24 protein-coding genes and 7 tRNA genes are annotated in these 24903 nt (G+C 73.6%); 11 read left to right on the top strand and 20 right to left on the bottom strand.

Translation table 11 applies throughout. From position 1 onward, the window contains the following. Positions 1-36: 36 nt before the first annotated feature. Together ACFUJR_RS13525 and ACFUJR_RS13520 are read right to left on the bottom strand one after the other, a co-directional pair. Positions 37-1308 (bottom strand): hypothetical protein, encoded by a 1272-nt coding sequence (locus ACFUJR_RS13525; protein WP_383168960.1) that lies wholly within the window; start codon positions 1306-1308, stop codon positions 37-39. Further along, the gene (locus ACFUJR_RS13520; RefSeq protein ID WP_383168957.1) at positions 1308-1898 is read right to left on the bottom strand and encodes a DUF4365 domain-containing protein; all 591 of its coding nucleotides are present in this window, start codon (positions 1896-1898) and stop codon (positions 1308-1310) included. Before ACFUJR_RS13520 ends, ACFUJR_RS13525 begins: the two co-directional genes overlap by 1 nt. 120 nt (positions 1899-2018) lie before the next feature. On the opposite strand from ACFUJR_RS13520, the gene ACFUJR_RS13515 reads away from it, so the two are divergent. After that, positions 2019-2744, top strand: coding sequence for a 3'-5' exonuclease (locus ACFUJR_RS13515; RefSeq protein WP_383168954.1), 726 nt, complete (start codon positions 2019-2021; stop codon positions 2742-2744). Between the two features lie 104 nt (positions 2745-2848). On the opposite strand, the gene ACFUJR_RS13510 is transcribed toward ACFUJR_RS13515, so the two are convergent. Together ACFUJR_RS13510 and ACFUJR_RS13505 are read right to left on the bottom strand one after the other, a co-directional pair. Next, positions 2849-2920: transfer RNA gene (locus ACFUJR_RS13510), tRNA-Val, on the bottom strand. A gap of 39 nt (positions 2921-2959) precedes the next feature. Beyond that, complete coding sequence (locus tag ACFUJR_RS13505; protein ID WP_383168951.1) at positions 2960-3409, bottom strand: SRPBCC family protein; 450 nt, start codon at positions 3407-3409, stop codon at positions 2960-2962. 83 nt (positions 3410-3492) lie between these two features. On the opposite strand from ACFUJR_RS13505, the gene ACFUJR_RS13500 reads away from it, so the two are divergent. After that, a complete protein-coding gene (locus ACFUJR_RS13500; protein WP_383168948.1) occupies positions 3493-6078 on the top strand; it encodes an SCO7613 C-terminal domain-containing membrane protein in 2586 nt (861 codons plus the stop codon). Between the two features lie 72 nt (positions 6079-6150). Here ACFUJR_RS13500 and ACFUJR_RS13495 read toward each other — a convergent pair. Both ACFUJR_RS13495 and ACFUJR_RS13490 read right to left on the bottom strand, forming a co-directional pair. Continuing rightward, positions 6151-6225, bottom strand: a tRNA-Val gene (locus tag ACFUJR_RS13495). Between the two features lie 54 nt (positions 6226-6279). After that, a complete protein-coding gene (locus ACFUJR_RS13490; protein WP_383168945.1) occupies positions 6280-6702 on the bottom strand; it encodes a TIGR02611 family protein in 423 nt (140 codons plus the stop codon). 189 nt (positions 6703-6891) lie between these two features. Here ACFUJR_RS13490 and ACFUJR_RS13485 point away from each other — a divergent pair, with 189 nt between their 5' ends. Both ACFUJR_RS13485 and ACFUJR_RS13480 read left to right on the top strand, forming a co-directional pair. Then, a complete protein-coding gene (locus tag ACFUJR_RS13485) occupies positions 6892-7305 on the top strand; it encodes an SsgA family sporulation/cell division regulator (protein ID WP_015032345.1) in 414 nt (137 codons plus the stop codon). Between the two features lie 287 nt (positions 7306-7592). Continuing rightward, on the top strand, positions 7593-8150 hold the full coding sequence (locus tag ACFUJR_RS13480) for a CGNR zinc finger domain-containing protein (protein WP_383168942.1): 558 nt from the start codon (positions 7593-7595) through the stop codon (positions 8148-8150). A gap of 16 nt (positions 8151-8166) precedes the next feature. Here the strand turns inward: ACFUJR_RS13480 and ACFUJR_RS13475 are convergent, their stop codons facing one another. Continuing rightward, positions 8167-8334 (bottom strand): hypothetical protein, encoded by a 168-nt coding sequence (locus ACFUJR_RS13475; protein ID WP_352186628.1) that lies wholly within the window; start codon positions 8332-8334, stop codon positions 8167-8169. A gap of 80 nt (positions 8335-8414) precedes the next feature. After that, positions 8415-8846 carry a hypothetical protein gene (locus ACFUJR_RS13470; RefSeq protein ID WP_383168940.1) on the bottom strand — a complete coding sequence of 144 codons (432 nt, stop codon included), beginning with the start codon at positions 8844-8846 and terminating at the stop codon, positions 8415-8417. A 168-nt stretch (positions 8847-9014) separates the two neighbouring features. Between ACFUJR_RS13470 and ACFUJR_RS13465 the strand changes: the two genes are divergently transcribed. Further along, positions 9015-9530: a DsbA family protein gene (locus ACFUJR_RS13465; RefSeq protein ID WP_383168937.1), complete on the top strand. Its 516-nt coding sequence runs from the start codon at positions 9015-9017 to the stop codon at positions 9528-9530. A gap of 40 nt (positions 9531-9570) precedes the next feature. Here the strand turns inward: ACFUJR_RS13465 and ACFUJR_RS13460 are convergent, their stop codons facing one another. From ACFUJR_RS13460 to ACFUJR_RS13450, 3 genes are read right to left on the bottom strand one after another with little or no spacing between them, the layout of a single operon-like run. Continuing rightward, positions 9571-10410 carry a GNAT family N-acetyltransferase gene (locus ACFUJR_RS13460; protein WP_383168934.1) on the bottom strand — a complete coding sequence of 280 codons (840 nt, stop codon included), beginning with the start codon at positions 10408-10410 and terminating at the stop codon, positions 9571-9573. A 49-nt stretch (positions 10411-10459) separates the two neighbouring features. Beyond that, a complete protein-coding gene (locus tag ACFUJR_RS13455; RefSeq protein WP_383168930.1) occupies positions 10460-11290 on the bottom strand; it encodes an aminotransferase class IV in 831 nt (276 codons plus the stop codon). After that, positions 11287-12339, bottom strand: coding sequence for a chorismate-binding protein (locus ACFUJR_RS13450; RefSeq protein ID WP_383168927.1), 1053 nt, complete (start codon positions 12337-12339; stop codon positions 11287-11289). The genes ACFUJR_RS13455 and ACFUJR_RS13450 overlap by 4 nt, the downstream gene beginning before the upstream one ends. Before the next feature lie 243 nt (positions 12340-12582). Here ACFUJR_RS13450 and ACFUJR_RS13445 point away from each other — a divergent pair. The 5 genes from ACFUJR_RS13445 to ACFUJR_RS13425 all read left to right on the top strand — a co-directional run bounded on the left by ACFUJR_RS13445 (position 12583) and on the right by ACFUJR_RS13425 (position 13063). Continuing rightward, a tRNA-Gly gene (locus ACFUJR_RS13445) sits at positions 12583-12655 on the top strand. A 39-nt stretch (positions 12656-12694) separates the two neighbouring features. Beyond that, positions 12695-12768, top strand: a tRNA-Cys gene (locus ACFUJR_RS13440). Position 12769: 1 nt separating this feature from the next. Further along, positions 12770-12841, top strand: a tRNA-Val gene (locus ACFUJR_RS13435). Between the two features lie 34 nt (positions 12842-12875). Beyond that, positions 12876-12947: transfer RNA gene (locus ACFUJR_RS13430), tRNA-Val, on the top strand. Positions 12948-12988: 41 nt separating this feature from the next. Continuing rightward, a tRNA-Val gene (locus ACFUJR_RS13425) sits at positions 12989-13063 on the top strand. A 58-nt stretch (positions 13064-13121) separates the two neighbouring features. Here the strand turns inward: ACFUJR_RS13425 and ACFUJR_RS13420 are convergent. From ACFUJR_RS13420 to ACFUJR_RS13405, 4 genes are all read right to left on the bottom strand, one after another. Next, positions 13122-13409 carry a zf-TFIIB domain-containing protein gene (locus tag ACFUJR_RS13420; protein WP_383168924.1) on the bottom strand — a complete coding sequence of 96 codons (288 nt, stop codon included), beginning with the start codon at positions 13407-13409 and terminating at the stop codon, positions 13122-13124. Between the two features lie 40 nt (positions 13410-13449). Further along, a complete protein-coding gene (locus ACFUJR_RS13415) occupies positions 13450-14385 on the bottom strand; it encodes a phosphotransferase family protein (RefSeq protein WP_383168921.1) in 936 nt (311 codons plus the stop codon). Positions 14386-14614: 229 nt separating this feature from the next. Continuing rightward, on the bottom strand, positions 14615-14782 hold the full coding sequence (locus tag ACFUJR_RS13410; RefSeq protein WP_383168918.1) for a hypothetical protein: 168 nt from the start codon (positions 14780-14782) through the stop codon (positions 14615-14617). A 186-nt stretch (positions 14783-14968) separates the two neighbouring features. Then, positions 14969-15202 (bottom strand): hypothetical protein, encoded by a 234-nt coding sequence (locus ACFUJR_RS13405; RefSeq protein ID WP_137990476.1) that lies wholly within the window; start codon positions 15200-15202, stop codon positions 14969-14971. 195 nt (positions 15203-15397) lie between these two features. On the opposite strand from ACFUJR_RS13405, the gene ACFUJR_RS13400 reads away from it, so the two are divergent. Further along, positions 15398-16561 carry a serine/threonine-protein kinase gene (locus tag ACFUJR_RS13400; RefSeq protein ID WP_383168914.1) on the top strand — a complete coding sequence of 388 codons (1164 nt, stop codon included), beginning with the start codon at positions 15398-15400 and terminating at the stop codon, positions 16559-16561. Between the two features lie 33 nt (positions 16562-16594). Here the strand turns inward: ACFUJR_RS13400 and ACFUJR_RS13395 are convergent, their stop codons facing one another. From ACFUJR_RS13395 to ACFUJR_RS13375, 5 genes are all read right to left on the bottom strand, one after another. After that, positions 16595-17413, bottom strand: coding sequence for a TrmH family RNA methyltransferase (locus ACFUJR_RS13395; RefSeq protein ID WP_383168911.1), 819 nt, complete (start codon positions 17411-17413; stop codon positions 16595-16597). 73 nt (positions 17414-17486) lie between these two features. Continuing rightward, a complete protein-coding gene (gene cobA / locus ACFUJR_RS13390; protein WP_383168908.1) occupies positions 17487-18728 on the bottom strand; it encodes a uroporphyrinogen-III C-methyltransferase in 1242 nt (413 codons plus the stop codon). 239 nt (positions 18729-18967) lie between these two features. Next, positions 18968-22513 (bottom strand): nicotinate-nucleotide--dimethylbenzimidazole phosphoribosyltransferase, encoded by a 3546-nt coding sequence (gene cobT, locus ACFUJR_RS13385; RefSeq protein ID WP_383168906.1) that lies wholly within the window; start codon positions 22511-22513, stop codon positions 18968-18970. Between the two features lie 331 nt (positions 22514-22844). Then, positions 22845-24047, bottom strand: coding sequence for a precorrin-6y C5,15-methyltransferase (decarboxylating) subunit CbiE (gene cbiE, locus ACFUJR_RS13380; RefSeq protein ID WP_383168903.1), 1203 nt, complete (start codon positions 24045-24047; stop codon positions 22845-22847). 70 nt (positions 24048-24117) lie between these two features. Beyond that, on the bottom strand, positions 24118-24753 hold the full coding sequence (locus ACFUJR_RS13375) for a GNAT family N-acetyltransferase (protein ID WP_383168900.1): 636 nt from the start codon (positions 24751-24753) through the stop codon (positions 24118-24120). Positions 24754-24903 lie beyond the last annotated feature (150 nt).

Here is a 24903-nt window from a genome sequence, read left to right as displayed (position 1 = left end):
AACGCGGGGCCCTCAGGGCCGGGTGCCCTGGAAAGGTCACTCGCCCGGGCCGCAGGCCTCCTCGAAGAAGTCGAGATTCTCGTGGAGCGACTTCATCAGGCGGTCCCGCTCCGCCTCGTCCACCTGGACCGGTACGACGCCCGAGGCGTCCGTCAGCCGGCGGAAGCCTCCTCGGCTCTCCAGCCTGCCCACCACCCGGATCGGCAGCCCGACCAGATGCGCGTGGCCTGCCGTCCGGTACGACTCCTCGTCCAGGGTCACCCGGACGTGCGGCACCTCGGCGCCGCCCAGGACCCGCAGCCGTACGGTTCCCTCGCCCCGCGGACCGGAGCGGCGCATGCGGACGACGGCACCCGTGATCCGTACCGGCACGGACGGCTCGTCCGTCATGTAGCGCGCACTCGCCTCGCGCAGGGCCGGCAGGTCGCCCGCCGAGAACTCGACGGGCTCGGGCCGGGCCGCGCACCCGGCGGGCGTTCCGGCGGCGGGGGCCCACTCCAGCGCGATCCTGGCTCCCTCCGTGCCGCGTACCAGCGCGACGAGCGCCTCGGTCAGCTCACGGCTCACCCCCGCCTCGACCGCCGCGTCGAAGGCCTCCATCCCGCCCGTGGCGCGCTGGTAGTCGGTGGCCTCACGCGCCGCGTACAGCGCGTGGTACAGCCGCACGGCGATGGCCCGGCCGGAGTCGACGGGGACGAACGCGGTCAGGCCCCGGCCGCCCGGCGCCGCGCCCACGACCACCGACTCCAGGGACGCCTGGGCCTTGCGCCGGTGCCGGGCGCCGTAGTACCCGGCGCGCCCGCGGACGGCCAGCGCCCCGGCGAGCAGCAGCTGACGGGCGGCCGACCTCAGCTGTTCCTGGACGGTCCAGGGAACCGTGCCCGCGGGGCCGGGCGGCACGTCGCGCCACCAGCGGATCTCGTCGCTGGGAACGGTCAGCCCGACCAGGACCTCCCGAGCGGACGGCGCCGCGCTGTGCTGGAGGGCGGCGAGCGCCTCCCCGATCAGGTCCTCGCAGTCGGGAAAGGCCCGGCTCTCGGGCACGAGCAGGCTCGTGCCCGGGACGGTGCCGGATCCCGGCGGTGTCCAGCGGCTGTAGCGGCCCGCGGCCCCGCCGCGCCGTCGCCAGCCGTGCCGGGCGAGCAGCGCGCCCAGGACCAGCGGGTCGACGCGTCCGGGGTCGGGCGAGCCCGCGACGTCGGCCCAGGAGCCGCCGGGGAGGTCGCCGTGCGGGGGATGGGGGCGAAACGGTGGCAGAACGGGGCCGTGGCCGGCCCCGCCCTCCTGTTCGCCGATCGGCCGGTGCATCAAGGTCTCCCTCCCACGCCGACCCGGGTCATGATCTCGCACAGAGCCCGGTCGTCGAAGATCCGCGCCGTCGGCACGCGCACGGTCGTCCGCCGCCGCCCCGTCACCGGGTGGCCGGCCAGGTTGATCCAGTAGCAGCAGTGCCGCAGGTCCAGACGGTCGTGCCCGGCCCGCAGCCAGTCCTCCTGATCGCGCGGCACGATCATCACGACCAGGATCTTGTGCACCGAGACCGGGGTCCGCGCCAGCTTCACCAGATGGTCGTTGTCCAGGGTGAAGGAGAACGCGGGGCCCGGCGGCCGCGGCGGCAGCTGGTAGGTGCACTTCAGCTGCACCTTGATGGTCACTTCGTCGTCGACGGTGTGGCCGGGAGCGCTGTGGCTCACGTGCCAGTCGATGCCGTTGTCCGGAAACGGCTGCGACAGCGAGCAGCCCGCCGCCGCCGCGACCGCGTGGAGATATCCCACCTGGAGCGTCTCCATGCAGGCGGTGGTGGCGAGTGAGCCGCGCAACGGTGCTGCCCGCTGAGGCTGGGGGCACCTCCCGCTTGCGGGGGACAGCCCTCCCGATTCGGGCTGGGCGAGCGCCATGTCAATTCCCTTCCCCGTCATCTGTGTTGTCACCGGTCCGCGTACGGGGCAAACAGCCCGGGTATCACCGATTCGGGCAGAGGGATCGCCATCTGCCGCATATGTGCGAGGAGTTCGGGGATGACGCACTGGTATGAGGGGCCCTTGGCCGCATTCGACACGGAAACCACGGGAGTCGACGTCGAGCAGGACCGAATCGTCTCGGCCGCGCTCGTCGTCCAGGACACGGCCGGCGGGCGGCCGCGGGTCACGCGCTGGCTGGTCAACCCCGGGATTCCGGTGCCCGCCGCGGCCACGGAGGTCCATGGCCTGACGGACGATCATCTACAGCGGAACGGGCGCTGGCCCGCGCCGGTCATGGAGGAGTTGGGGCGGGCGCTGGCCGAGCAGTGCGCCGCCGGCCGGCCGCTGGTGGTGATGAACGCGCCCTTCGATCTGACGATCCTGGACCGCGAGCTGCGCCGCCACCGCGCCTCCTCGCTGGGCCGCTATCTGGAGAACTCGCCGCTGTGCGTGCTGGATCCACGGGTGCTCGACAAGCACCTGGACCGCTATCGGAAGGGCCGCCGGACGCTGACGGATCTCTGCGCGCAGTACGGCGTGGAGCTGGACGGCGCCCACGACGCGGCGGCGGACGCGACGGCGGCACTGGATGTCGTACGGGCGGTTGCGCGGCGTTTCGCGGCTCGGCTCGAACGGCTGTCGCCCGCGGAGCTGCACACCTTGCAGGCGGTCTGGCACGCGGCGCAGGCACGCGGGCTGCAGGCGTGGTTCACGCGCAACGGGACGCCGGAGACGGTGGATCCGGCCTGGCCGCTCCGCCCGGAGCTGCGCACCGCCGCGTGAGTCAGGGGGTGTGAGCCCGACGGCGCAAGGCCGACCGCGTGCGGCCGGAACCGGCCGGGAATGCGGAAGGCCGGTCCGTCTTTCGACGGACCGGCCTCTCCCGGTGGGCGATACTGGGATCGAACCAGTGACCCCTTCGGTGTGAACGAAGTGCTCTCCCGCTGAGCTAATCGCCCGGGAACGGGTTGAACCATACAGGTTTCCGCGGGCTTCCTTCAAACCGCGCCCAGGCGGGCCCTGAGCCCTCGTCGTCCCGCGCGCATCATCAGGGCGTGGTTGGCGCGGAAGACGGGCCGCCCGGGGATGGCGAGCCGGCGCATCAGAGGGCTGGTCACCTCGACCTCCTGGTCGTAGACCGCGCGGGTGCGGGAGCCTGCGACCGCGGCGAGCGTCCAGCGTGCCCAGCCCTCCAGGTCTCCGCGGAGCGCGATCTCCAGGACGTGGGCGACGGGGTCACGGCGCCGGGCCTCGGCGGTGACGACGAGGTCGTACGGGAGAAGGGAACGGAACCGGGCGGTGCCGGTCACGTCGTCGACGGGGACGACCTCACGGACCTGGGGCCACCAGCTCGGGTACTCCTCGGCCCGTTCGAGCACGGCGTAGACGGCGTCGGGCGGGGCGGCGAGCTGCCAGACGCTGCGGAAACGGTAGCGACACCAGTCCATGACCCCAGTGTGTACGTACTCAGGCCCGGAGATGAGTACCCGCGCGCATGGTTTCGGACTGTGGCCCGGAGCACACTCCGGGCATGGACAACGCACTCCCGCCCGCCGACGAACTGGTGCTCGTCGACCGCGAGCTGGCCCGACTCGACGCCCGCAGGTCCCAGTTGCTGGCCCGCCGGGCCTGGCTGTTGCACGTACTGCGTGCTCCGGCGGCGTTCCCGGCACCCCCGCGGACCGCGACCGGGCCGGTCGGGGACTCGACGCCGCGCAGCGCGCAGAACGTGCTGCTCACCCTGGGCGGGGTGCTGCTGACGATCGCCGCGCTGGCCTTCACCCTGGTCAGCTGGGGTTCGATGGGGATCGGCGGCCGTGCGGCGGTGCTCGCCGTGGTGACGTCCGCGGCGCTGGTGGTGCCGGTGGTGCTGTTGCGCCGGGGGCTCGGCTCCACGGCGGAGGCGGTCGCGGCCCTGGGTCTGGTGCTGATGGTCCTGGACGCGTACGCGCTGCACCGGGTGGCGCTCGCGGACACGGACGGTACGGCCTTCGCGGCCGTGGCGTCGGCGGTGCTCGCGGGCGCGTGGACGGCGTACGGTGCGGCGCTCGGACGGCTGCGGATCCCGCTGCCGGTGGCGGTGGTGACGGCCCAACTCCCCCTGCCACTGGCCGTCCTGGCCGCCGACGGCGGCCCGCTCGCGCTGAGCTGGGCCGCGCTGGCGACGGCGGTCGTGGATCTGGCCGTGGTGGTCCGGGCGAAGCCGGCGCCGGTACGGGTGACGGCGGCCGTGGGGGCGGGCGCCCTGGGCGGCTGGGCGCTGCTCGCGGGCGGCGCGCTGTCGCTCTCCTCGCCGGTGCCGGCGGGCGCGCTGCTGGTCGCCTGTGCGGTGGTGGCGCTGGGCGTGGCATGGCAGGCACCTCGTGCGGCGGTGGCCGTGTCGGTTGTGGCGGGGCTCGCGGTGGTCACGGCGGCGGGCGGTGTGCTGCGCCCGGTCCTGCCGGGCGACTGGGAGATGCCGGTGTACGTGCTGTGCGCGGTGGCCCCGGCGGGCGCACTGCGGTCGGCGGCGCCGCGCGGGGTACGCAAGGGCCTGGCCGGGGCGGGTGCCGGGGTGCTGGCCCTGGGCGTGCTCTGGGCGCTCCCGCCGGTCGCGGCGGCGCTGCTCGGCCCCGTGGCGCGGACGACCCCGGTCTGGTCGGGCGCCCACGCGGAGTCCGTTCTCGCCTGGTACCCGTCCACCGCGCCGGTGGTCCTGCTCGTCGCGGCCGGGGCCTTCGCCGCCCTGCCGCGCCTCTGGTCCCGCTGCGCGGCGCTCTTCCTGGCCTGGGCGACCCTGACGGCGCTCCCGCTCTCCCTGGAACTCCCGTACGCGGCCACTCTGACCCTCCAGCTCGTGACGACCACGGCGGCCCTCGCCCTGGCGCTCCGCCCGTCGTCCCTGACGCGCGGCCTGCCGTCACCGGCCGGAACAGGCCGCGCGGCGGACCCGGCGGCCGAGCCCGCCGGGCACTCCGGCGGCGAGGCGGGCTCGTCGTCTGCCGATCGCGCCATGCGATCCAACGACGAGGCCGCTGGGACCACCACCCGGACGTCCGACGACGCCGAGGTGGCCGGGAAGCGTCCGCGCGCCGGCGGCCCGGAGGCCTCGTGGCACAGGTGGGGGCCGGTGCGCCCGGTGGCCGCCCCCACGACCGTGCAGCCCCGCGAGGTGCTCGGGTGGAGTGCGTTCGGGTGCGGGCTCGTCTCCGCCCTGAGCACGGTCGCAGTGGCTCTGGACACGCGGGGGGCGACCTTCGGGGCGCTCGGCGTGCTCCTCGGGCTCTTCGTGGCGGGCGCGTTCCTCTCCGAGGGCGCCCGGCGAGCCGTCGCCGCCTGTGCGGCGGTCGTCGTGACGACCGGCCTGGTCTCCGCCGGCGCCGCCGCGGCGGAGCTCCAGGCCCCGGACACCGCCCTGGCGCTGCTCCTGGTCCCCACCGCCACCGCCTTGCTCGGCGCACGTCTTCGGCGCCATCCGGTCGCACTGCCGGTGGAGCTCACCGGAACCGGCGTGGCGCTGCTCGCGCTCGCCACGGCGGCGGCGTCCTCCCGGCCGGCCGTCCTCGCGCTCGTCCTCGCCCTCGTCGGCGTGATCGCCGCCGCCACGGCCGTCAGGCCCGAGCGCCGTCCGCTCGCCTCCTGGATCGCGGGTGCGCTGTTCCTCCTGGCGACCTGGGTGCGTCTGGCCGTCTGGGACGTGACGACACCGGAGGCGTACACACTGCCCGTCACCGTGCCGGCCCTCGTGGTCGGTGTGCTCCGGCGGCGCCGCGAACCGGAGGCCTCGTCCTGGGTGGCGTACGGCCCCGGGCTCGCCGCCACACTGGTGCCCAGCCTGTTCGCCGCCTGGGCGGACCCGGACTGGCCTCGCCCGCTGCTCCTCGGAGTCGCCGCGCTCGTGGTGACCCTGCTGGGCGCACGGTTCCGGCTCCAGGCCCTGCTGGTGCTCGGCGGTACGGTCCTCGCCCTCGACGGGCTGCACGAGCTGGCCCCGTACGTCGTCCAGGCCGTCGGGGCGCTCCCCCGCTGGCTGCCCCCGGCGCTCGCCGGTCTGCTGCTCCTGGCCGTGGGGGCGACGTACGAGCAGCGGCTGCGGGACGCCCGCCGTCTCCGGGAGCGGCTCGGCCGCATGCGGTGACACGGCCGGCCCGTTGCCGGGGAACGCCGAAGGCCCGGAGACTGGATTCGGTCTCCGGGCCTTCGGTCCGGGTGGTGGGCGATACTGGGTTCGAACCAGTGACCTCTTCGGTGTGAACGAAGCGCTCTCCCACTGAGCTAATCGCCCGGGCGCACCGCAAACATTACCGCATGTCAGCCGGTGCCCCGACCGTCCCCCGGGTCAGTCGTCGATCTTCCACGGCATGACGAAGCCGTACTTCCAGAGGTAGAAACCGAGCAGCGCTCCGACGACGACCAGACCGATCGTCGTCAGGATGATGTTGCGCCGCCGGACCTTCGGGTCGAGCGCGCGCTGTGCCGCCTCGGTGACCTTCCGCTTCGTCCAGCGGAGCACGAGCTGCGCCCAGACGAACTCGGTGGCCCAGATCGCCATGCCGCCGAAGATCACCAGCCAGCCGGGGCCCGGCAGGGGCAGCATGACGACGCCGGCGCCGACCACCGCCAGCCCCACGATGAAGACGCCGACCTGCCAACTCATGTGCAGGGTCCGCCGGGCCTTGATGAACTCGGGGGCCCTGGATCCCAGCTCGGATCCCCCGTCGGCCGCGGACTCCCCGGTGCGCTCGTCACTCTCCGCATTCATGGTCCCAACTTACCGGACCGGGCGACCTCACTCGTATGGCGGTACTACCTAAAGTCACACACCCCCATACGAGCTACCTGAACGATCACAAAACAGACAGAGGGGTTTACAACGGCACCGTAGGTGGCATGTCGATTTCGCCGACGTGCGAATCCCCGAGCGCACACTGAGCGAAAGGCCCTGGCGCTTATGAACACCACGGTCAGCTGCGAGCTGCACCTGCGCCTCGTTGTGTCGAGCGAGTCCTCACTGCCTGTACCCGCGGGCCTGCGGTATGACACGGCCGATCCGTATGCCGTGCACGCCACCTTCCACACCGGAGCCGAGGAGACGGTCGAGTGGGTCTTCGCCCGCGACCTTCTCGCCGAGGGGCTGCACCGGCCCACCGGCACCGGCGACGTCAGAGTCTGGCCGTCCCGCAGTCACGGTCAGGGCGTCGTCTGCATCGCGTTGAGTTCACCCGAGGGCGAAGCCCTGCTCGAGGCCCCGGCGAGGGCCCTGGAGTCGTTCCTGAAGCGGACCGACGCCGCGGTGCCGCCCGGCACCGAGCACCGCCACTTCGATCTCGACACGGAGCTCTCACACATCCTGGCCGACAGCTGAGCCAGGCCGAGAGCCGCACGGCGCCGTCCGACTCGGGGCGACGGCGCCGCGTGGACAACCGCATACGGCAGACATCGGCGTCCTCACCGCGCAGCCGGCGCGGAGGAGGGCGCCGACGCCCGTTCCGGGGCCGCGGACCGCGGACCGCGATCACGGGCACGCGGTCAGAGCGGGGTTTCGGCCCCGTACCGGCCCGCTTTCGGACCCCTCCCGGCGCGGCGCGGCGAAGCCGCTAGAGTCAGCGCAATTGTGCGGGCACCCGCCCGCAGCCGGCCAGGGAGCGAATCGTGCTGATTCCCCACGACACCCGGATCGCCCTCGACACCGTCGTCGATCTGATGAACACCGCGCCCCAGGGCGATCGCGAGGACGAACTCGTGGACGTCCCGGCGCTGCGCACCTTCGTGCGGGCCCATGACATCAGCGACGTGCGCGAGCTCGACGAGGACGACCTCAAGGCCGTCCAGGGCGTACGGGCCAGGTTCGCGGCGATCTTCGCCGCGCCGGACGCCCGGATCGCGACCACGCTGATCAACCAGCTCGTCGCCGCCGCGGGCACGACGCCGCAGCTCACCAACCACGACGGCTACGACTGGCACGTGCACTACTTCGCGCCCGGCGCATCGGTCGCCGACCACCTGGGCGCGGACTGCGGCATGGCCCTGGCGTTCATCATCGTGGCGGGAGAGCGGGAACGCCTGCGGCGTTGCGAGGCACCCGACTGCGGCCGGGCCTTCGTCGACCTCTCCCGCAACCGTTCGCGCCGCTACTGCGACAGCCGTACCTGCGGTAACCGGCTCCATGTCGCCGCGTACCGGGCGCGCCGCAAGGAAGCGGCCGGCTGACCGGCCGCGTGCCGCCTCACAGCAGGAAGAGGTCGTGCACGGCGGCCGTCAGGAGCAGGAAGCCGATCACCGCGAGGAAGATCATCAGTGGCGGCTGGGAGAGCGCGAACAGACAACCGCGCGGCTCTTCGGTGGGAGCGGGGGCGTGATCCCGCGAGGTATCGAGCATCTCGGGGGCGATCATGGCGCAGCGCCCCGCGGGAGGGTTCGCAACACGCCCCTCGGGAGGGGGAGTTCATCACATCCCGTGGATGCCGCGGACGCTCAGATGCCGTGCTTCTTCAGAATCGCCTCGATGTCGCTGAAGTCGTCCCCCGCCGTCGAACCCTTCGGCTTCGGGGTCGCACCGCGCTGTCCGCGGCCGAGCGAGGGCGCCGAGGCGGCCGGAGCGACGACGCCGGGCTCGGTCTTCCCGCCCTTCTCGACCTCCGGGCGTCCCGATCTGCGCCGCTCGACGGCCCGCGTGGAGACGAAGAGCAGCCAGGCCACGCCGAGTACGCCGAAACCGGCCCAGGCGGTCGGGCTGAAGGCCGTGTCGAAGGCCCACTCCACCGCCCCGGTCATCACCAGGCCGATGGGCACCAGGGAGTAGGCGGCGATCCGTGCCGCGGCGAGGAAGCGCTTGCGGTACGCCGTGATGGCGGCGATGCCGAGGCCCGCCACGGACACCGCGGAAAAGATGGTCTCGGCGAGCATGCGATCCTCCTGGGCCCGGTGCGATACGTCCCTTCCATCCTGCACCGCCGAGGTGGCCCACGGCCATGTCACCGGGCGGACCTCAGGGAGATCTCCGGGTCGCCCCGGCCGGATCTCCTCCCCAGGTCCCGGTTGGGCCGTGCCGGCGGAGGCTGGAAGACTGCCCCCATGAGCGACTCCACCACCCCGTCCGCCTCCCCCGTCACCGTGGAGGCCTGGTTCGACCTCCAGTGCCCCGACTGCTTCCGCGCGCTCGACGACGTGCGCGCGCTGCGCGGGAAGTACGGCGACCGGATCGACGTCCAGCTGCGGCACTTCCCGCTGGAGAAGCACAAGCACGCCTATGCCGCCGCGCAGGCCGCAGAGGAGGCCGCCGAGCAGGGCAAGGGCTGGCCGTACGCGGAGGCGCTGCTGGCCAGGACCGCGGAGCTGGGCGAGCGGGGCGAGCCGGTCCTCCTGGACGTGGCGCGCGAACTGGGTCTGGACGCCGAGGAGTTCGACACCGCCCTGATCGACGGACGGCACCTGCTGACCGTCGACGCCGATCAGGCGGAGGGCAAGGCGATCAAGGTGACCGGCACCCCGACCTATGTCGTCGGCGGCGAGCGCCTGGACGGCGGGCAGAGCCAGGACGGCCTGCGCGCGCGCATCGAGGAGATCGCCGACCGCCTGCTCGCCGGCTGACGTACCTGCGCCGGGGCGGCCGGGGGGCCGGCGGGCACCCCTACAGCAAGGCCTTGTAGCTGTTGACGTGTGTCGTCCGGTAGCCGAGCGACTCGTAGAGCCGGATCGCCGGGGTGTTGCCCGTGAAGACGTGGAGTCCGAGCCGGCGCTCCCCGGCGCCGAGCGTGTCCCGCTCGGCGAGCAGCATCAGGGCGCGGCCGTAGCCGCGGCCACGATGGCTCTCGGCGACCTCGATGCCGTAGACGTACCTGCCGTGGACACCCGGTTCCAGCTCCCGGGCCCCGGTCCACACGTGGCCGACGTTCTCCCCGTCCCACACCGCCACGCTGATCGCCGCCCCCGGTGAGCTCAGGCCCTGCGGCAGCAGCTCGCGGTGGCTGGCCTCGGACTTGGCCCGGGCCTGCTCCTCGGGAACACCCCGCTCCATCCAGCTCTGCGCGAAGCCCTCCTGGGCCTCCGCCTTCCACGGCCCGAACTCCGCCTCCGTCATGGGGCGGACCTCGAGACCGGGCGGCAGCTCCGGCGGCTCCGCCGGGAGCTCCTTGACCATGTTCCGGCTGCGCTCGGTGTAGCCGAGGGCCACCGCCATCCGCAGCGCCGCCTCCGCCCGCGCCGGCACGGAGATCTGGACCTCGCGGCAGCCCCAGCCGCGCAGCACCTCCTCGGCGGCGAGCGCGGCGACCGTGCCCCGGCCGCGACGACGGTCCTTCTCGTCGACGCCGAGGTCCTCGATCACTCCGGCACCGACGCCGAAGCCGGGTGCGGTGGTCAGGCGCACGGAGCCGACGCGTCGGCTGTTCACACAGACGTCGTAGACGCGTGCGCGCCCGCCGTCGGGGGTCTGCTGAAGCGGCTCGGCCGGCCGCAGGGTGGTGGTCATCACCGGTGTTCTACCCAGCGGAACGGCCGTCCGTCATCCCCTTATCGCGCTATCGCGCGTGCGGGTCCTTGTCGGCCGCCGCGTGCTCGTCGAAGATCCTCATCGCCTTCGCCGTGACCGGCCCCGGGGCGGGGGTCAGTTCGCGGTCGTCGACCCGGTGCACGGCCTGGATGTCGCGGAGGGTGGAGGTCAGGAAGATCTCCTGGGCGCTCTGCAGGACCTCCAGCGGCAGGTCGGTCTCCACCGCGCCGGTCCACTCGACCGCGAGGGCGCGGGTGATGCCGGCGAGGCAGCCGGAGGAGACGGGCGGGGTGTGGATGCGGCCGTCGAGCACGACGAACACGTTGGAGCCGGTGCCCTCGCAGAGCTGCCCGATGGTGTTGGCGAACAGCGCCTCGGAGGCGCCGTGTTCGCGCGCCCTGGCGAGGGCGACGACGTTCTCGGCGTACGAGGTGGTCTTCAGGCCCGTGAGTGCGCCACGCTCGTTACGGGTCCAGGGGACCGTGATCACGGCGGTGGAGTCGGGGCGGCGGCCGGTCTCGCCGAGGGCCACGACGAGGCTGGCCCCCGCGTCCCCGCGCTCGGAACCGAGCGGGGAGAGACCGCCGGTGTACGTGATGCGGAGCCGGCCGAGCTCCATGGGGTTGGCCTCCAGGACCGCGGCGCAGGCGCGGCGGACCTCGTCGAGGTCGGGGTCGGGCAGGCCCAGACCTCGCGCCGAGCGGGTGAGGCGCTCCAGGTGGAGAGTGAGGGCGAAGGTCTCGCCGCGGACGGCCTTGACCGTTTCGAAGACGCCGTCGCCGACCGTCAGCCCGTGGTCCAGGACGGACACCCGGGCTTCCTCCGCGTCGCGCAGTCCTCCGTTGACCCAGAGTTTCATCGAGAAATGGCCTTTCCGCTCGCCTCGTGCGCGCCCGACGCTACCGCCAGCAGCCGGGACGCCTTCAACTCGGTCTCCGCCCACTCACGCTCGGGGTCCGAGCCCCAGGTGATGCCGGCGCCGGTGCCGAAGCGGAGCACGCCCTCGGGGCGGTCGATCCAGAAGGTCCTTATGCCGACCGCCAGCTCGGCGGTGCGACGGTCGGCGTCGACCCAGCCGATGCCCCCGCAGTACGGGCCGCGGGGTGCGGTCTCCAGGGCATCGATGATCCGCAGGGCGCTCGACTTGGGTGCTCCGGTGACCGAGCCGGGCGGGAAGGTGGCGGCGAGCAGCTCCGGCCAGCCCGCCTTCTCGTCGAGTTCGCCGCGGACGGTGGAGACGAGGTGGACCAGGCCCGGGTGGGGCTCGACGGCGCAGAGTTCGGGAACGGTGACCGAGCCGGTGGCACAGACCCGGCCCAGGTCGTTCCGTACGAGGTCCACGATCATCACGTTCTCGGCGTGGTCCTTCTCCAGCAGGTCCTCGGCGGTGCGCCCGGTGCCCTTGATGGGACCGGACTCGACCGTGGCACCCGTGCGGCGCAGATAGAGCTCGGGGGACGCGGTGGCGATCTCCACCCCGTGGGCGGGCAGCCGAATCGTTCCGGCGTACGGCGCGGGGTTGCCGCGCGCGAGGAGCGCGGTGAGGGCGTCGACGTCGGCCGCGTCGGGGTCGGGCAGCGCGGCGGTCATCACACGGCAGAGGTTCGCCTGGTAGACCTCGCCGCGCGCGATGTGTCCACGGATACGGCGGACGCCCTCGGTGTACGCGGCGTGGTCGAGGGACGACGTCCAGTCGCCGGCAGCGGGGCCGCGCCAGGCGCCCGGTGTGGGGGCGGGGACGGGGTCGGCCCGTACGTCACCGAAGCGGGCACAGGTCAGACGGCCCTCGAAGTCCGCGGAGACGGCCCAGAAGCCGGCGGAGTCCAGGGCCGCGGGGTCGCTGGTGACGTCCCGCAGATCGGTCGCGACGAGGCCGCCGAAGCGGGCCAGAGGAGCAAGGTCGTGCACGAATCGAGTCTAGGCGGGCGGGAGGGGCGGCGGGGCTCCGGCGCGGACGCCGGTGGTGGGCACCCACGCGGGGCGGCTGCGCGCCACCTCGGGGACACGGGGAGTGAACGTCGCGCGAACGGTCTCGGCCACCCGGCTCCGTGCGCAGCTCAGCACGCTGCGGAAACGCGTTTTTGTGCTGGCCCAGGAATCCGCTAGAGTTCAACACGTCGCCGGGACGCGCAAGCGGAACGGAAACGACAAGCGGACGTGGCTCAGTTGGTAGAGCATCACCTTGCCAAGGTGAGGGTCGCGAGTTCGAATCTCGTCGTCCGCTCGATGTGGGGGATCTTCCCGAACCCCTGTATTCACTCCTGGTGGAGTGGCCGAGAGGCGAGGCAACGGCCTGCAAAGCCGTCTACACGGGTTCAAATCCCGTCTCCACCTCCAAGGACGATTAGCTCAGCGGGAGAGCGCTTCCCTGACACGGAAGAGGTCACTGGTTCAATCCCAGTATCGTCCACTGGTCCGTAAGGATCTGGTCCGCAAGGATCCCCGCGCGATTAGCTCAGCGGGAGAGCGCTTCCCTGACACGGAAGAGGTCACTGGTTCAATCCCAGTATCGCGCACGCAGCAAAGCCCCTGGTCCTGTATGGTTTGGGACCGGCCCGCGCGATTAGCTCAGCGGGAGAGCGCTTCCCTGACACGGAAGAGGTCACTGGTTCAATCCCAGTATCGCGCACCATACGACGGAGCCCCCGGTCGCCTCTCGCGGCCGGGGGCTTCGTCGTGTCCGTCCATGCTCAGGAGGAGAAGAGCATCCGGCCGAAGCCACGCTGGTGGCGGTGACCGCCGTGGTGGCCGCCGTGGTGCGGGGCACCCCACGCGGGGGCGGCGGGGGCACCGTGCGCCGGGTAGGCCGGCGGGGCGGGCGCGGGCGGGGCCTGCTGCACCCACTGGGACTCGAGCCGGGTCAGGGCCTCCAGCTCGCCGTAGTCCAGGAATATCCCCCGGCATCCGCTGCACTGCTCGATCTGGACGCCGTTGCGGTTGTACGTGTGCATCGCTGCGTGGCACTTGGGACACTGCATGGTCGGCTCAACTCCCTGCCGTTCGAATGGTGCTTTCAGCTTAGGGGGACGCAGGCCGGGCCAACTCGGTTCGGAGTGAGCCGATTCGGGCACACGTGTCGATCATCACGCCCTCGACCTCGTCGAGGGGCCGCTGCTCGGCGGTGGACTTGGCGAGGGCGAGTGCCGCCGTCTGGACGGTCAGGGCGCGGGCGGGGACGTCGAGTTGGCCCCAGGGGTCGTGGGCGTCGACGGCGGGGCCCCCGGCCCGCACGTACGCGTCGAGGAAGCGGGACCAGACGTCCGGGGGCAGGAGGCCGGCGGCGAACCAGGCCGCGGGGCGGGCCAGGTCCCAGGCGGGGTCGCCGAGGCCGAGGTCGTCCACGTCGATGAGGACCCAGGGACGGTCGGGGGTACGGGGGTCGCGCACGAGCTGGCCGAGGTGGAAGTCGCCGTGACAGAGGAGGCGGGTGGCCGTCCCCTTCCCGGGGAGCGTACGCCAGGCGCTCAGCACGGCCTCGACGGCGGTGCGGGGCGCGCCGTCGGCCCGGCGCATCCGCTCGACGGCGAGGGCGGCCTTGGCCGGGGCCCGCATGGCCGGGAGGCCGGAAGGCGGCGGGGTGCGGTGCAGCCGGGCGAGGAGCCGGGCGGCATCCTCCCAGGGCGCCGCGTCGGGGTCGTCGGGGTCGACGGGGGCGCCGTAGGGCCAGGCGGTGAGCGGCCGGTCGGCGAGGTACGGGGCGGGGTGGGCGTGGGGCGGGAGCAGGATGCCGTCCAGGGCGTCGAGGGCGGCGACGGCGATCCGGGCCGCGTGCTCCTCGGGGTCGGTGCCGGGGGCGTGGGCCTTGACGACGACCGCTCCGTGGCGGACGACGGTGCCGTCGTCCCGGTCGGCGAGGACGGTCCGGGTGTGTTCGGCGCACGGGCAGGCCGCGTCGGCCCGGTGCGCCGCGTCGCGCGCGAGGGCGCCCAGTCGTTCGAGTTCGGCGTGCTCCACGCGGGGAGCGTACGCGCCGCCGTCGTGGCCAGGCGGGCCCGGGGCACCGCAGCCGCCGTCGTGGCCAGGCGGGCTCGGGGCACCGCAGCCGCCGCCCCGGGAAAGCGCGAGGGCCGGTCAGCTCCCCAGCTGACCGGCCACACGCTGCCGTCCGCCGCACCCCCGTCCCCACGGGGTTGTTGGCCGGATGTCCCCGACCCGGGCCGCTCTCCCGGGTCCGGGGCGCCGCTCAGCGCCCCAGCATCACGCCCACGGACGACGCATGGGTGACCACTGCGTCCCAGCCGCCGAAGGCGACGACCAGCAGGGTCGCGAGAGGGAGGACCATGGCGGTCGCCACCAGGGGGTGACGGCGGGCCGAAGGTCGGGTGCTGATCCGCGGTGCCGAATACGCCATGGGTCCTCTCCTGTCGTGTCTGGCAGCGGCGGGTGTTGACCTCGGGGGACGAGTGCTGCACCCGCCGCTTGACTTCAACACTAGGGATCGGACACCGCCCGGACGTCATGCCCGCGTACCGATCTCCGGGCCTCCCGGAGGATGACGAGCCACGTTCGGCGTACTCCCCTGGGTGGAGGAGCCGGGCTAGGACTGAGGGTCTTCCCTGAGAGGGACCGGCTGCTCGACCAGTGCGAGGACCCGGCTCGCCATGAATCGGGCCGTCCGGACGACCACCCCCGTGCGCGTGACTTCGCTCACTTCCACGACCCCTCGCCGTACGGCCGTCTCCACCCTCCGGCCCGCCCTGGAGGCCACCACTTCGTACGTCCGTGTCGTGTCCCCCGCGTCCACGACTATCTCCACACGATCACCCTTCATCGTCCGAATCCCCCTTCTGCGATTGGATGTTGGAGAATCCCGTGGCCCGGACGGGCCGAAGCGCCGCCGTTCTGACCACCCCTCAAGTGTCCTCCCCAGCACTGACAATCGATCCCCGCGCGAGGGCGCGGCCTATGAGCACACCGGGTCGTCAATACGTAAGCTGTGCCACGTCGAACGGACGAGGGGACGGACATGGCGATGATGCGGCTCCGGCGCGAGGATCCGCGGATCGTCGGGTCGTTCCGGCTCCACCGCCGGCTCGGGGCCGGCGGGATGGGGGTCGTGTACCTGGGGTCCGACCGGCGCGGGCAGCGGGTGGCGCTGAAGGTGATCCGGCCCGACCTGGCCGAGGACCAGGAGTTCCGGTCGCGCTTCGCGCGCGAGGTCTCCGCGGCCCGCCGGATCCGGGGCGGCTGCACGGCCCGGCTGGTCGCCGCCGACCTGGAGGCCGACCGTCCGTGGTTCGCCACCCAGTACGTGCCCGGCCCGTCGCTGCACGACCGGGTCGCCGAGGAGGGGCCGCTGCGGGCCGCCGACGTGGCCGCGATCGGGGCGGCGCTCTCGGAGGGCCTGGTGGCCGTACACGAGGCTGGGGTCGTCCACCGGGACCTCAAGCCGTCGAACATCCTGCTGTCCCCCAAGGGCCCCCGGATCATCGACTTCGGCATCGCCTGGGCCACGGGCGCCAGCACCCTCACCCATGTGGGCACGGCCGTCGGCTCCCCCGGCTTCCTCGCGCCGGAGCAGGTGCGTGGCGCGGCCGTCACCCCGGCCACGGACGTCTTCTCGCTCGGCGCCACCCTGGCGTACGCGGCGATGGCGGACTCCCCGTTCGGTCATGGCAGCTCGGAGGTCATGCTCTACCGGGTGGTCCACGAGGAGCCGCAGCTCGGCGGCGTACCGGACGCGCTGGCCCCCCTCGTGCGGGCCTGTCTGGCCAAGGATCCCGAGGACCGGCCCAGCACGCTCCAGCTCTCCATGCGGCTCAAGGAGATCGCCGCCCGCGAGGCACAGGGGCTGCCCGCTGGCCGTCCGCCCGTCCAGCGGGAGCGCACGGAGCAGTCGACCGGCAGCCGGCCGACGGAGCGGTACACCGAGCGCACGACGCAGGGACGGGACCAGGGCGACCCCGCCTCACGGCCGTCCGCGCCCCGTACGGGCGGTGGATCCGCGCGTGCCTCGCAGTCCCGGCCGAACGGGCGTCCCGCGCCCTCCCGGCCCGGCGGCGCGCGCACGACCTCGACGGGCCGCCGCCCGGCCAACCCGCGGCTGCTGCGGCAGCGGCTCTTCGTGTTCGTCGTGGTGACGCTGGTCGTCGCCCTGGGGATCGCGGCCGCACAGGCACTCCAGGGATAGGCGTGGGCCAGGCGACGCCCGGGGGCTGTCCGGTCAGTCCTGGGGGCGGCCGCCGGCCACCGCGTAGAAGGCCACGGCCGCCGCCGCGCCCACATTGAGCGAGTCGACGCCGTGCGCCATCGGGATGCGCACCCATTCGTCCGCCGCGCGCAGCGCCTGCGTGGAAAGGCCGTCGCCCTCGGCGCCGAGCATCAGCGCCGCCCGTTCGAGCTTGTGCGGGGCCGCCACGTCGATCGGGGAGGCCTTCTCGTCCGGGGTGAGGGCGAGCAGCTTGAAGCCTGCCTCCCGTACCGCTTCCAGCCCGCGCGGCCAGGTGCCCAGACGGGCGTACGGGACGGAGAAGACCGCGCCCATGGAGACCTTCACGGACCGGCGGTACAGCGGGTCCGCGCAGTCCGGCGACAGCAGCACCGCGTCCATGCCGAGAGCGGCCGCGCTGCGGAAGATGGCGCCGATGTTGGTGTGGTCGTTGACCGACTCCATCACGGCGACGCGGCGGGTCGTACGGAGCAGGTCCTCGGCGCTCGGCAGCGGCTTGCGCTGCATGGAGGCGAGGGCCCCGCGGTGCACGTGGTAGCCGGTGACGCGCTCGGCGAGTTCCGGCTGCACCGCGTACACGGGCGCCGGGACCTCGTCGATGACGTCCCGCATTGCATCGACCCACTTGGCGGAGAGCAGCATCGACCGCATCTCGTACCCGGCCTGCCGGGCCCGGCGGATGACCTTCTCGCCCTCGGCGATGAACAGCCCCTCGGCGGGCTCGCGCCTGCGGCGCAGCTCCACATCGGTCAGGCCGGTGTAGTCGCGCAGGCGCGGGTCGTCGGGATCGTCGATCGTGATGAGTTCGGCCACGAGGTGATACTGCCTTGTCCGGGGTGCGGTGCCAATGTGTGCGACGGGGGTTCGATCACCCCTGGCCGCGGGGTTACTTCACGAGCTTGTCGGGGCTCTCCGTGACCACGTCGCCGATGACGATGACGGCCGGCGGGCGGACCTCCTGGGCCTTCACCGTCTCCGCGACCGTGGCCAGCGTGGCGTCCACGCGGCGCTGGGTGGCGGTGGTGCCCTCCTGGACGAGGGCGAGCGGCGTCTCGGGGGACTTGCCGTGGGCGACGAGCGCCTCGGCGATCTTCCCGATCTTGTCGACGCCCATCAGGATCACCAACGTGCCGGTGAGCTTGGCGAGCGAGGCCCAGTCGACCAGGGAGCGCGGGTCGTCGGGCGCCACGTGCCCGCTGACGACGGTGAACTCGTGGGCCACTCCTCGGTGCGTGACCGGGATGCCGGCCGCGCCCGGGACGGAGATCGAGCTGGAGATGCCGGGGACGACGGTGCAGGGGATGCCCTCCGCCGCCAGCGCCTGGGCCTCCTCCATGCCGCGGCCGAAGACGAACGGGTCGCCGCCCTTGAGCCGCACGACCGACTTGCCGGCCTTGGCGTGCTCGATGAGCGCGTTGTTGATGGCCTCCTGCGCCATGAACCGGCCGTACGGGATCTTCGCCGCGTCGATCACCTCGACGTGCGGGGGCAGCTCGTCGAGCAGGTCACGGGGCCCGAGGCGGTCGGCGATGACCACGTCGGCCTCGGCGAGCAGCCGGCGGCCGCGGACCGTGATCAGGTCGGGGTCGCCGGGGCCGCCGCCCACCAGCGCCACGAAGGGGGTACGGGAACGGTGCTGCGGGGCCGCGAGGGAACCGTCCCGCAGGCCCTCGACGATGGCGTCCCGCACGGCGGCGGAGCGGCGGGGGTCGTGGCCGGTGAGCACGGCGACGGTCACGCCCTCGCTGCGGCCGGTGGCCGGGGTCCAGGCCGTAGCCGCGTCGGCGTCGTCGGACCGCACGCACCAGGTCTTGGTCCGCTCGGCCTCGTCGGAGGCGGCGGCGTTGGCGACGGGGTCGCTGGTGGCCACGAGGGCGTACCAGGCGTCGGCCATGTCCCCGTCCTCGTACCGGCGCCTGGCCCAGGTGATCTCGCCGGTCTCGGCCATCGCCTCGACGGACGGGGTCGCGGACGGGGAGATCAGCGTGACGTCGGCGCCTGCCGCGATGAGGGCGGGGAGCCGGCGCTGGGCGACCTGGCCGCCGCCGAGGACGACGACCCGCCGGCCGGAGAGGCGGAGGCCGACGGGGTAGGCGGGGTACGCGGCGGTCTCGACGGGGTCGGCCATGGGTGTGCGGCTCCTCGGAGAGGCGGGGTACGGGGCCGCTGCGGCGGTGAAGCGGCTGGTGGGACGCGGTGCGGTGATCGGTGCGGGCACCGGTGCCCACGATATCGGTCACCGGGGGTGGGCGGCCTGTGACGGATGTCCCTGCCCTGGAGGCCAGGAGGGTCTCGAACCGGGCCGTGGTGGTGCGCCCACCCGTCCCGCGAGGCGGACGGGTGGGCACGACGGTCACGGCGGGGTGGCTACTTCTCCGTCACGCCCGCGGAGTCGAACGTCGCCACCTCGTGCATCGCGCGGGCCGCGCTCTGGACGATCGGGAGGGCGAGCAGGGCGCCGGTGCCCTCGCCGAGGCGGAGGTCGAGGTCGACCAGCGGGCGCAGGCCCAGCTTGTTGAGGGCCGCCACATGACCCGGCTCCGCGCTGCGGTGGCCCGCGATGCAGGCCGCCAGGGACTCGGGCGCGATCGCCCTGGCCACGAGCGCTGCCGCGCCCGTCGAGACACCGTCCAGGACGACCGGCGTGCGCAGCGAGGCCGCGCCCAGGATGAGGCCGACGAGCGCCGCGTGCTCCAGGCCGCCGACCGCCGAGAGGACGCCGATCGGGTCCGCCGGGTCCGGCTTGTGGAGGTCGAGGGCGCGTCGCACCACGTCGACCTTGCGCGCGTGCATCTCGTCGTTGATGCCGGTGCCGCGACCGGTGACCTCGACCGGGTCGACCCCCGTGTACACGGAGATCAGCGCCGCGGACGCGGTGGTGTTCGCGATGCCCATCTCGCCGGTCAGCAGGGCCTTGTTGCCCGCCGCCACGAGGTCCCGGGCGGTCTCGATGCCCACCTCGATCGCGCCGAGCACCTCCTCGCGGGTCATCGCGAGACCGGTCGTGAAGTCACCGGTACCGGCGCGGACCTTGCGCGGCAGCAGGCCGGGCGTGGCCGGCAGGTCGGAGGCGACACCGACGTCGATCACACAGACCTCGGCGCCCACCTGGTTCGCGAAGGCGTTGCAGACCGCTCCCCCGCCGAGGAAGTTCGCGACCATCTGGCCGGTCACCTCCTGGGGCCAGGCGGTGACGCCCTGGGCGTGCACGCCGTGGTCGCCGGCGAAGATCGCGACGGCCGCGGGCTCCGGGACCGGCGGCGGGCACATCCGGGAGAGCCCGGAGAGCTGCGCGGCGATGATCTCCAGCATGCCGAGGGCCCCCGCGGGCTTCGTCATGCGCTTCTGCCGCTCCCAGGCCTCGCCGAGCGCCTTGGCGTCCAGCGGGCGGATGTTGCCGACGGTCTCCTGGAGCAGGTCGTGCGGCTCCTCGCCGGGCAGCGCCCTGCGGCCGTACGTCTCCTCGTGGACGACCCAGGACAGCGGACGGCGCTTGGACCAGCCCGCCTGCATCAGCTCGGGCTCCTCGGGGAACTCGTCGACGTAGCCGACGCACAGGTACGCGACCACCTCGAGGTGCTCGGGCAGGCCGAGGGACCGCACCATCTCACGCTCGTCGAAGAAGCTGACCCAGCCGACGCCGAGGCCCTCGGCGCGGGCGGCGAGCCAGAGGTTCTCGACGGCGAGCGCCGAGGAGTACGGCGCCATCTGCGGCTGCGTGTAGCGGCCGAGGGTGTGCCGGCCGCCCCGCGTGGGGTCGGCGGTCACGACGATGTTGACCGGGGTGTCGAGGATGGCCTCGATCTTCAGTTCCTTGAACTGCTTCGCCCGGGCCTTCGGCAGCGACTTGGCGTAGGCCTCGCGCTGGCGCTGGGCGAGTTCGTGCATGCTCCGGCGGGTCTCGGCGGAGCGGATGACGACGAAGTCCCAGGGCTGGGAGTGGCCGACGCTGGGGGCTGTGTGGGCGGCCTCCAGGACGCGCAGCAGCACCTCGTGCGGGATCGGGTCGGAGCGGAAGCCGTTGCGGATGTCGCGGCGCTCACGCATGACGCGGAGCACGGCCTCGCGCTCGGCGTCGGCGTACCCGGGCGCCGGTGCGCCGACGGGCTCCCCGGCGTCCGCCGTCTCGGTCTCCACCGTCTCGGTCTCCGCCGCGCCGACGGCGGCCGCCTCGGTCTCCGCCGCGTCCACGGGCGTCTGGTCGGCGGGCGCCTGGTCGGCAGGGGCCTCGTCCGGGCCCGGCTGCTCGACGGCGTTCTCCTGGGCGGCGGGCTCCTCGGCGACCGGGACCGCCTCGACGGAGGGCTCGTCGACCGCGACCGCCTCCTCGGACGGCGCGTCCGCCGCGGGCTCCTGCGCCGGGGGCTCCTCGACCGGCTCGGCGTGCTCGACCGGTTCGACCGTCACGACCGAATCGACCGACTCCGCCTGCTCGACGACCGGTTCCGCCGCCGCGGACTCCTCGGCGACAGGCTCTTCCGCGACCGGATCCTCCGCCACGCGCTCGGCAACGGCTTCGGTGGCCTCGGGCTCCTGCACGGCCTCGACTGCGGTTTCCTCGGCCTGCGGTACGGGCACGGCGACGGCCGGGCCGCCGTCGCGCGGCGCGGGGACGGCCACGGGGGCCTCCGCCACGGGCGCCTCGACCGGAGCGGCCTCTTCCACGGGCGCCTCGGCGACCGGGGCCGTCTCTTCCACGACCGGAGCCTCCGCCACGACCGGAGCCTCCGCCACTACGGCCTCGGCGACTACCGGAGCCTCGGCGACGGGGGCCTCGGCGACGGGGGCCTCGGTCACCGGCTGCTCGGCGGCCTGCGTCGGCGCCAGGTGCGGGGTCGTCGGAACCGTGCCCTCGACCTGGACGAACTGGCCGACCGTTTCTGCGGGCATCGGCTGCTGCACGGGCACCTGCGGCTGCGAGTCCCACGGAACGGCGCCCTGCGGCGGCATCTCGCCGAGCTGAGCGGCGGCCGGGGCGACGGGCAGCTCCTGGGGGATGTCGAGGTACTCGGGGCCGGTCGTCGGCGGACCCGCGACCCGGCTGGGGACGGGGGCGGGCGCGGTCGCGGCGACGGGGGCCGGGACGGGCGCGGCCACGGGGGCGGGCGCCGCGACGGCCGAGGCGGGCCCGCGGTCGGCGAGGGACCGTACGACTCCCCCGTTGTTCTCCGGCACGGGCGGGCCCATGTGCAGGGGACGGCGGGCGGGCGGCGGGGTCGGGGCGGAGGCCGCCGGCGGCACGCGTACGCCGCTGAGATCCACCGAACCGGAGTCGCGGCCCGCGGCCTCGTGGGCGCCGGTGTCCAGGATCCCGGGCTCGTAGCCGTGGTCGGTCACGACCTCGGCGGCGCCGTACGACTCCTGAGGCGCGACAGGCACACCGTGGGCGGGGGTGGCGAGGATCTGACCGGACTCCACGGGCGTCGGTACACCGTGGGCGGGAGTGGACACGCCGTGGTGGACGTTCTCGGGCGCCATCGGCATGCCGTGGGCTGCCTCCGGGGCCGTCGGGACACCGTGGGCGGGGGTGGAGACGGCCTCGTGCGCGACCGGACCGGCGGGGGCGGCCTGAGGGGCCGGGGCCGCCATCGGGGTCTGGGCGGCCAGGGCGTCGGCGATCGGTCCGGCCAGCGGGTCGGTCAGCGGGTCGCCGAGCGGTGGCAGCTGGCCGGGCATCATGCCCTGCGCGGGAACCTGGGCGGGGACGGCGACGGGCGGCGCGGGCACGGAGCCGGGCTGATGCTCGCTCCACGCGCCCTGCGCACCCGGCATCAGGAGCAGATCGTCGTCGTCGGCTGCGCTCTCGGAGGGGTCCAGGAAGGTGTACGCGCCCGGAGCGGGGATGCCCGGCTGCTCGACCATGCCTGCGTTCTCCGGCAGCCCCTCGCCCGGGACCTGGCCGGTGTCCGTCATGCGTACCCCTCGCCCATCGGTTGTGCTCCTTCAGACCTTCGCCCGTCAACAAGAACGAGCGTGCGCGCCGTGCGGCACGAATGACGCGCGGACACCCCAGCATTGTCGCGGCCGACGGCCGTCATGACAGGCGGATCCGGCACGGTTTGCTGTGGACTGCGCCACGTCGCGCGTCCCCCGGTTGCTCCGTACCACATCAGCGGCCGAAGCGGTCACTACTTCCGGACATTGGCGAACAAAAGGCCGACGGTCCGGGTGCGGTACGACGATCGGCCAGCCTACCTGGCCGGGCGGGGCGGCTCGGTCACGGGTGGGCCTCCCTCCAGCACGGCTAGAGCGAGGCCGACCTGCGTCCGGAGAGCAGGAAGACGACGGAGCGGTCGCGTTCCGACCAGTCGCCGGGGTCGAGGTCGACGCTCTGGAGCAGGGCGCATTCGACGGTGTAGCCGCCCTCGGCGAGCGCAGCGCCGATGGCCTCGGCCTCGTCGCGGGTGGAGGCGTGGGCGACGATCCGCTCGGGCCTGCGGTCGGTGCAGGCGGTGACGACGGGGACCCCGCCGCCACCGATCCGTACGACGTCGGGTTCGGGGAGGCGCTCCAGTACATGCGGGGCGCGGCCTCGGACGGCCTGGAGCTGGACGCCTTGCCGGCGGGCGGCGGTCTCGGTGCGGGCGCAGGCGTCCGGGTCGGCGTCCACGGCGATGACGGCGGCGCCGAAGCGGGCGGCCTCGACGGCGAGCGCGCCGCCGCCGCAGCCGATGTCCCAGAGGAGGTCGCCGACGCGGGGGCCGAGGCGGGCGAGCTGGGCGGCACGCAGAGTGGGGTCCTCGCCGCTGCGACGTACGGCTGCGGGGTCCTCCGGCGGCAGGGCCCAGCCGCGGACGGCAGGGGTCTCCTGGCCCATCAGCCAGCCTCCGGGCGGGGCGCCGGCCGTGCCGCCGATGACGATGACGACGTTGGGGTCGCGCCAGGCGTGGTCGGCGGCCTTGTCGGAGGTGAGGACGGTCACCTGCTCGCGGTCGGTGCCCAGCTCCTCGCAGATGACGAAGGTGCGGTGGACGCCGTCGAGGAGGAGGGCGAGTTCGGCGGGTCCGGCACCGGGCGAGGTGAGGACGGCGACCTTGGGGTGGGCGCGGCATACGTTGACGGCGCGGCGCAGGGTGCGCTGGTGGGCGACGACGATCCGGGCGTCGTCCCAGGGCATGCCGGCGCGGGCGAAGGCGGCGGCGACGGAGGAGACCGCGGGGACGACCTCGACCTCCAGGCCGTGCTCGGGGGCGCGCAGGGTGCGGACGACGCCGAAGAACCCCGGGTCGCCGTCGGCGAGGACGACGGCCGTGCCGCGGTGGAGGGCGATGCGGCGGGCGGCGAGGTCGACGCTGCCGAGGCGGATCCGCTCGGCTCCCCGCGGGACCTCGGGCAGGGCGAGGTGGTGCGCGGCGCCGGCCACGAGCGTGGCAGCGGAGAGCGCGGACCGGGCCGCTTCGGTGAGGGGCGAGCCGTCCCAGCCGATCACCGTGACCCGGTCGGCCATCGTCGTCTGTCTCCTGAGGTCTTGTCGCAGGTCGGGGGCGTGTCGAGGGTACCCGGCTTCGGTTGCGGGCTCAGCTCCAGTCGGTGAAGGAGGAGTAGCCGGCCTCCGCCATCTGGTCGGCGACGCCCTCCAGGTCCTCGGGGAGCAGTCCCCAGACGATGAAGTCCGTGCGGAGGTCGGCCCAGGTGCCGTCCTCGGTGCGGGTGCGGGCTATGCAGGCCCCTCGCAGGACGCCCTCGCTGATACAGCCGATCTTCTGGGCGACCTGCTGGGAGGCCGTGTTGTCGGCCGCGGTGCGCAGCTCGATCCGCTCGATCCCCTGGTCGCCGAAGAGCCACCGGGCGGTGGCGAGGGCGGCTTCGGAGGCGTATCCCTCGCCGCGGGCCCAGGGCGCGACGATGTACGACATCTCGGTGGACCTGACATGCCAGTTGGTCTTGCCCAGCTGGACGATGCCGACGAGGCGCTGGGTGAGGAACTCCGTGACGGCCAGGTCGAGGCCCCGGCCGGCCTCGCGCTCCGCGGGGGCGTACTCGGTGATCCAGCGGCGCGCGCCGTGCTCGGTGAAGGGCTGGGGAACGGCCGTCCAGGCCGCGACCATCTCGTCGTTCATCATCTCGGCGAGGGCGGGCGCGTCCGCCTCTTCGAGCGCGCGCAGCACCAACCGGTCCGTGTTGATGGAGATGTCCGGAAAGGTGGTAGTCATGCGCAGCTCCATGCCGTGGACCGTCCGAATCGACCGTGAACGCACAGCATGCAGCATGCAGTCGGGGGGGCGGATCGCCAGGGCAGATGTGGGGGCCGACACAGGCGGGAGACGGCGAAGGGACCCCGCACCGGACGGGGTGTGGGGGGA

Origin of the sequence: Streptomyces sp. NPDC057271, from assembly GCF_042668715.1 — a bacterium.
In the GTDB taxonomy this organism is placed as follows: Bacteria; Actinomycetota; Actinomycetes; order Streptomycetales; family Streptomycetaceae; genus Streptomyces.
The sequence above is the reverse complement of the archived record's forward strand: the minus strand, read 5'-3'. Positions and strand labels throughout refer to the sequence as shown.

Coding starts and splice junctions, on each gene's coding strand:
- ACFUJR_RS13525 (WP_383168960.1), bottom strand. CDS start 1,308: ATGCACCGGCCGATCGGCGAACAGGAGGGCGGGGCCGGCCACGGCCCC.
- ACFUJR_RS13520 (WP_383168957.1), bottom strand. CDS start 1,898: ATGGCGCTCGCCCAGCCCGAATCGGGAGGGCTGTCCCCCGCAAGCGGG.
- ACFUJR_RS13515 (WP_383168954.1), top strand. CDS start 2,019: ATGACGCACTGGTATGAGGGGCCCTTGGCCGCATTCGACACGGAAACC.
- ACFUJR_RS13505 (WP_383168951.1), bottom strand. CDS start 3,409: ATGGACTGGTGTCGCTACCGTTTCCGCAGCGTCTGGCAGCTCGCCGCC.
- ACFUJR_RS13500 (WP_383168948.1), top strand. CDS start 3,493: ATGGACAACGCACTCCCGCCCGCCGACGAACTGGTGCTCGTCGACCGC.
- ACFUJR_RS13490 (WP_383168945.1), bottom strand. CDS start 6,702: ATGAATGCGGAGAGTGACGAGCGCACCGGGGAGTCCGCGGCCGACGGG.
- ACFUJR_RS13485 (WP_015032345.1), top strand. CDS start 6,892: ATGAACACCACGGTCAGCTGCGAGCTGCACCTGCGCCTCGTTGTGTCG.
- ACFUJR_RS13475 (WP_352186628.1), bottom strand. CDS start 8,334: ATGATCGCCCCCGAGATGCTCGATACCTCGCGGGATCACGCCCCCGCT.
- ACFUJR_RS13470 (WP_383168940.1), bottom strand. CDS start 8,846: ATGCTCGCCGAGACCATCTTTTCCGCGGTGTCCGTGGCGGGCCTCGGC.
- ACFUJR_RS13465 (WP_383168937.1), top strand. CDS start 9,015: ATGAGCGACTCCACCACCCCGTCCGCCTCCCCCGTCACCGTGGAGGCC.
- ACFUJR_RS13460 (WP_383168934.1), bottom strand. CDS start 10,410: ATGACCACCACCCTGCGGCCGGCCGAGCCGCTTCAGCAGACCCCCGAC.
- ACFUJR_RS13455 (WP_383168930.1), bottom strand. CDS start 11,290: ATGAAACTCTGGGTCAACGGAGGACTGCGCGACGCGGAGGAAGCCCGG.
- ACFUJR_RS13420 (WP_383168924.1), bottom strand. CDS start 13,409: ATGCAGTGTCCCAAGTGCCACGCAGCGATGCACACGTACAACCGCAAC.
- ACFUJR_RS13410 (WP_383168918.1), bottom strand. CDS start 14,782: ATGGCGTATTCGGCACCGCGGATCAGCACCCGACCTTCGGCCCGCCGT.
- ACFUJR_RS13405 (WP_137990476.1), bottom strand. CDS start 15,202: ATGAAGGGTGATCGTGTGGAGATAGTCGTGGACGCGGGGGACACGACA.
- ACFUJR_RS13400 (WP_383168914.1), top strand. CDS start 15,398: ATGGCGATGATGCGGCTCCGGCGCGAGGATCCGCGGATCGTCGGGTCG.
- cobA (WP_383168908.1), bottom strand. CDS start 18,728: ATGGCCGACCCCGTCGAGACCGCCGCGTACCCCGCCTACCCCGTCGGC.
- cobT (WP_383168906.1), bottom strand. CDS start 22,513: ATGACGGACACCGGCCAGGTCCCGGGCGAGGGGCTGCCGGAGAACGCA.
- cbiE (WP_383168903.1), bottom strand. CDS start 24,047: ATGGCCGACCGGGTCACGGTGATCGGCTGGGACGGCTCGCCCCTCACC.
- ACFUJR_RS13375 (WP_383168900.1), bottom strand. CDS start 24,753: ATGACTACCACCTTTCCGGACATCTCCATCAACACGGACCGGTTGGTG.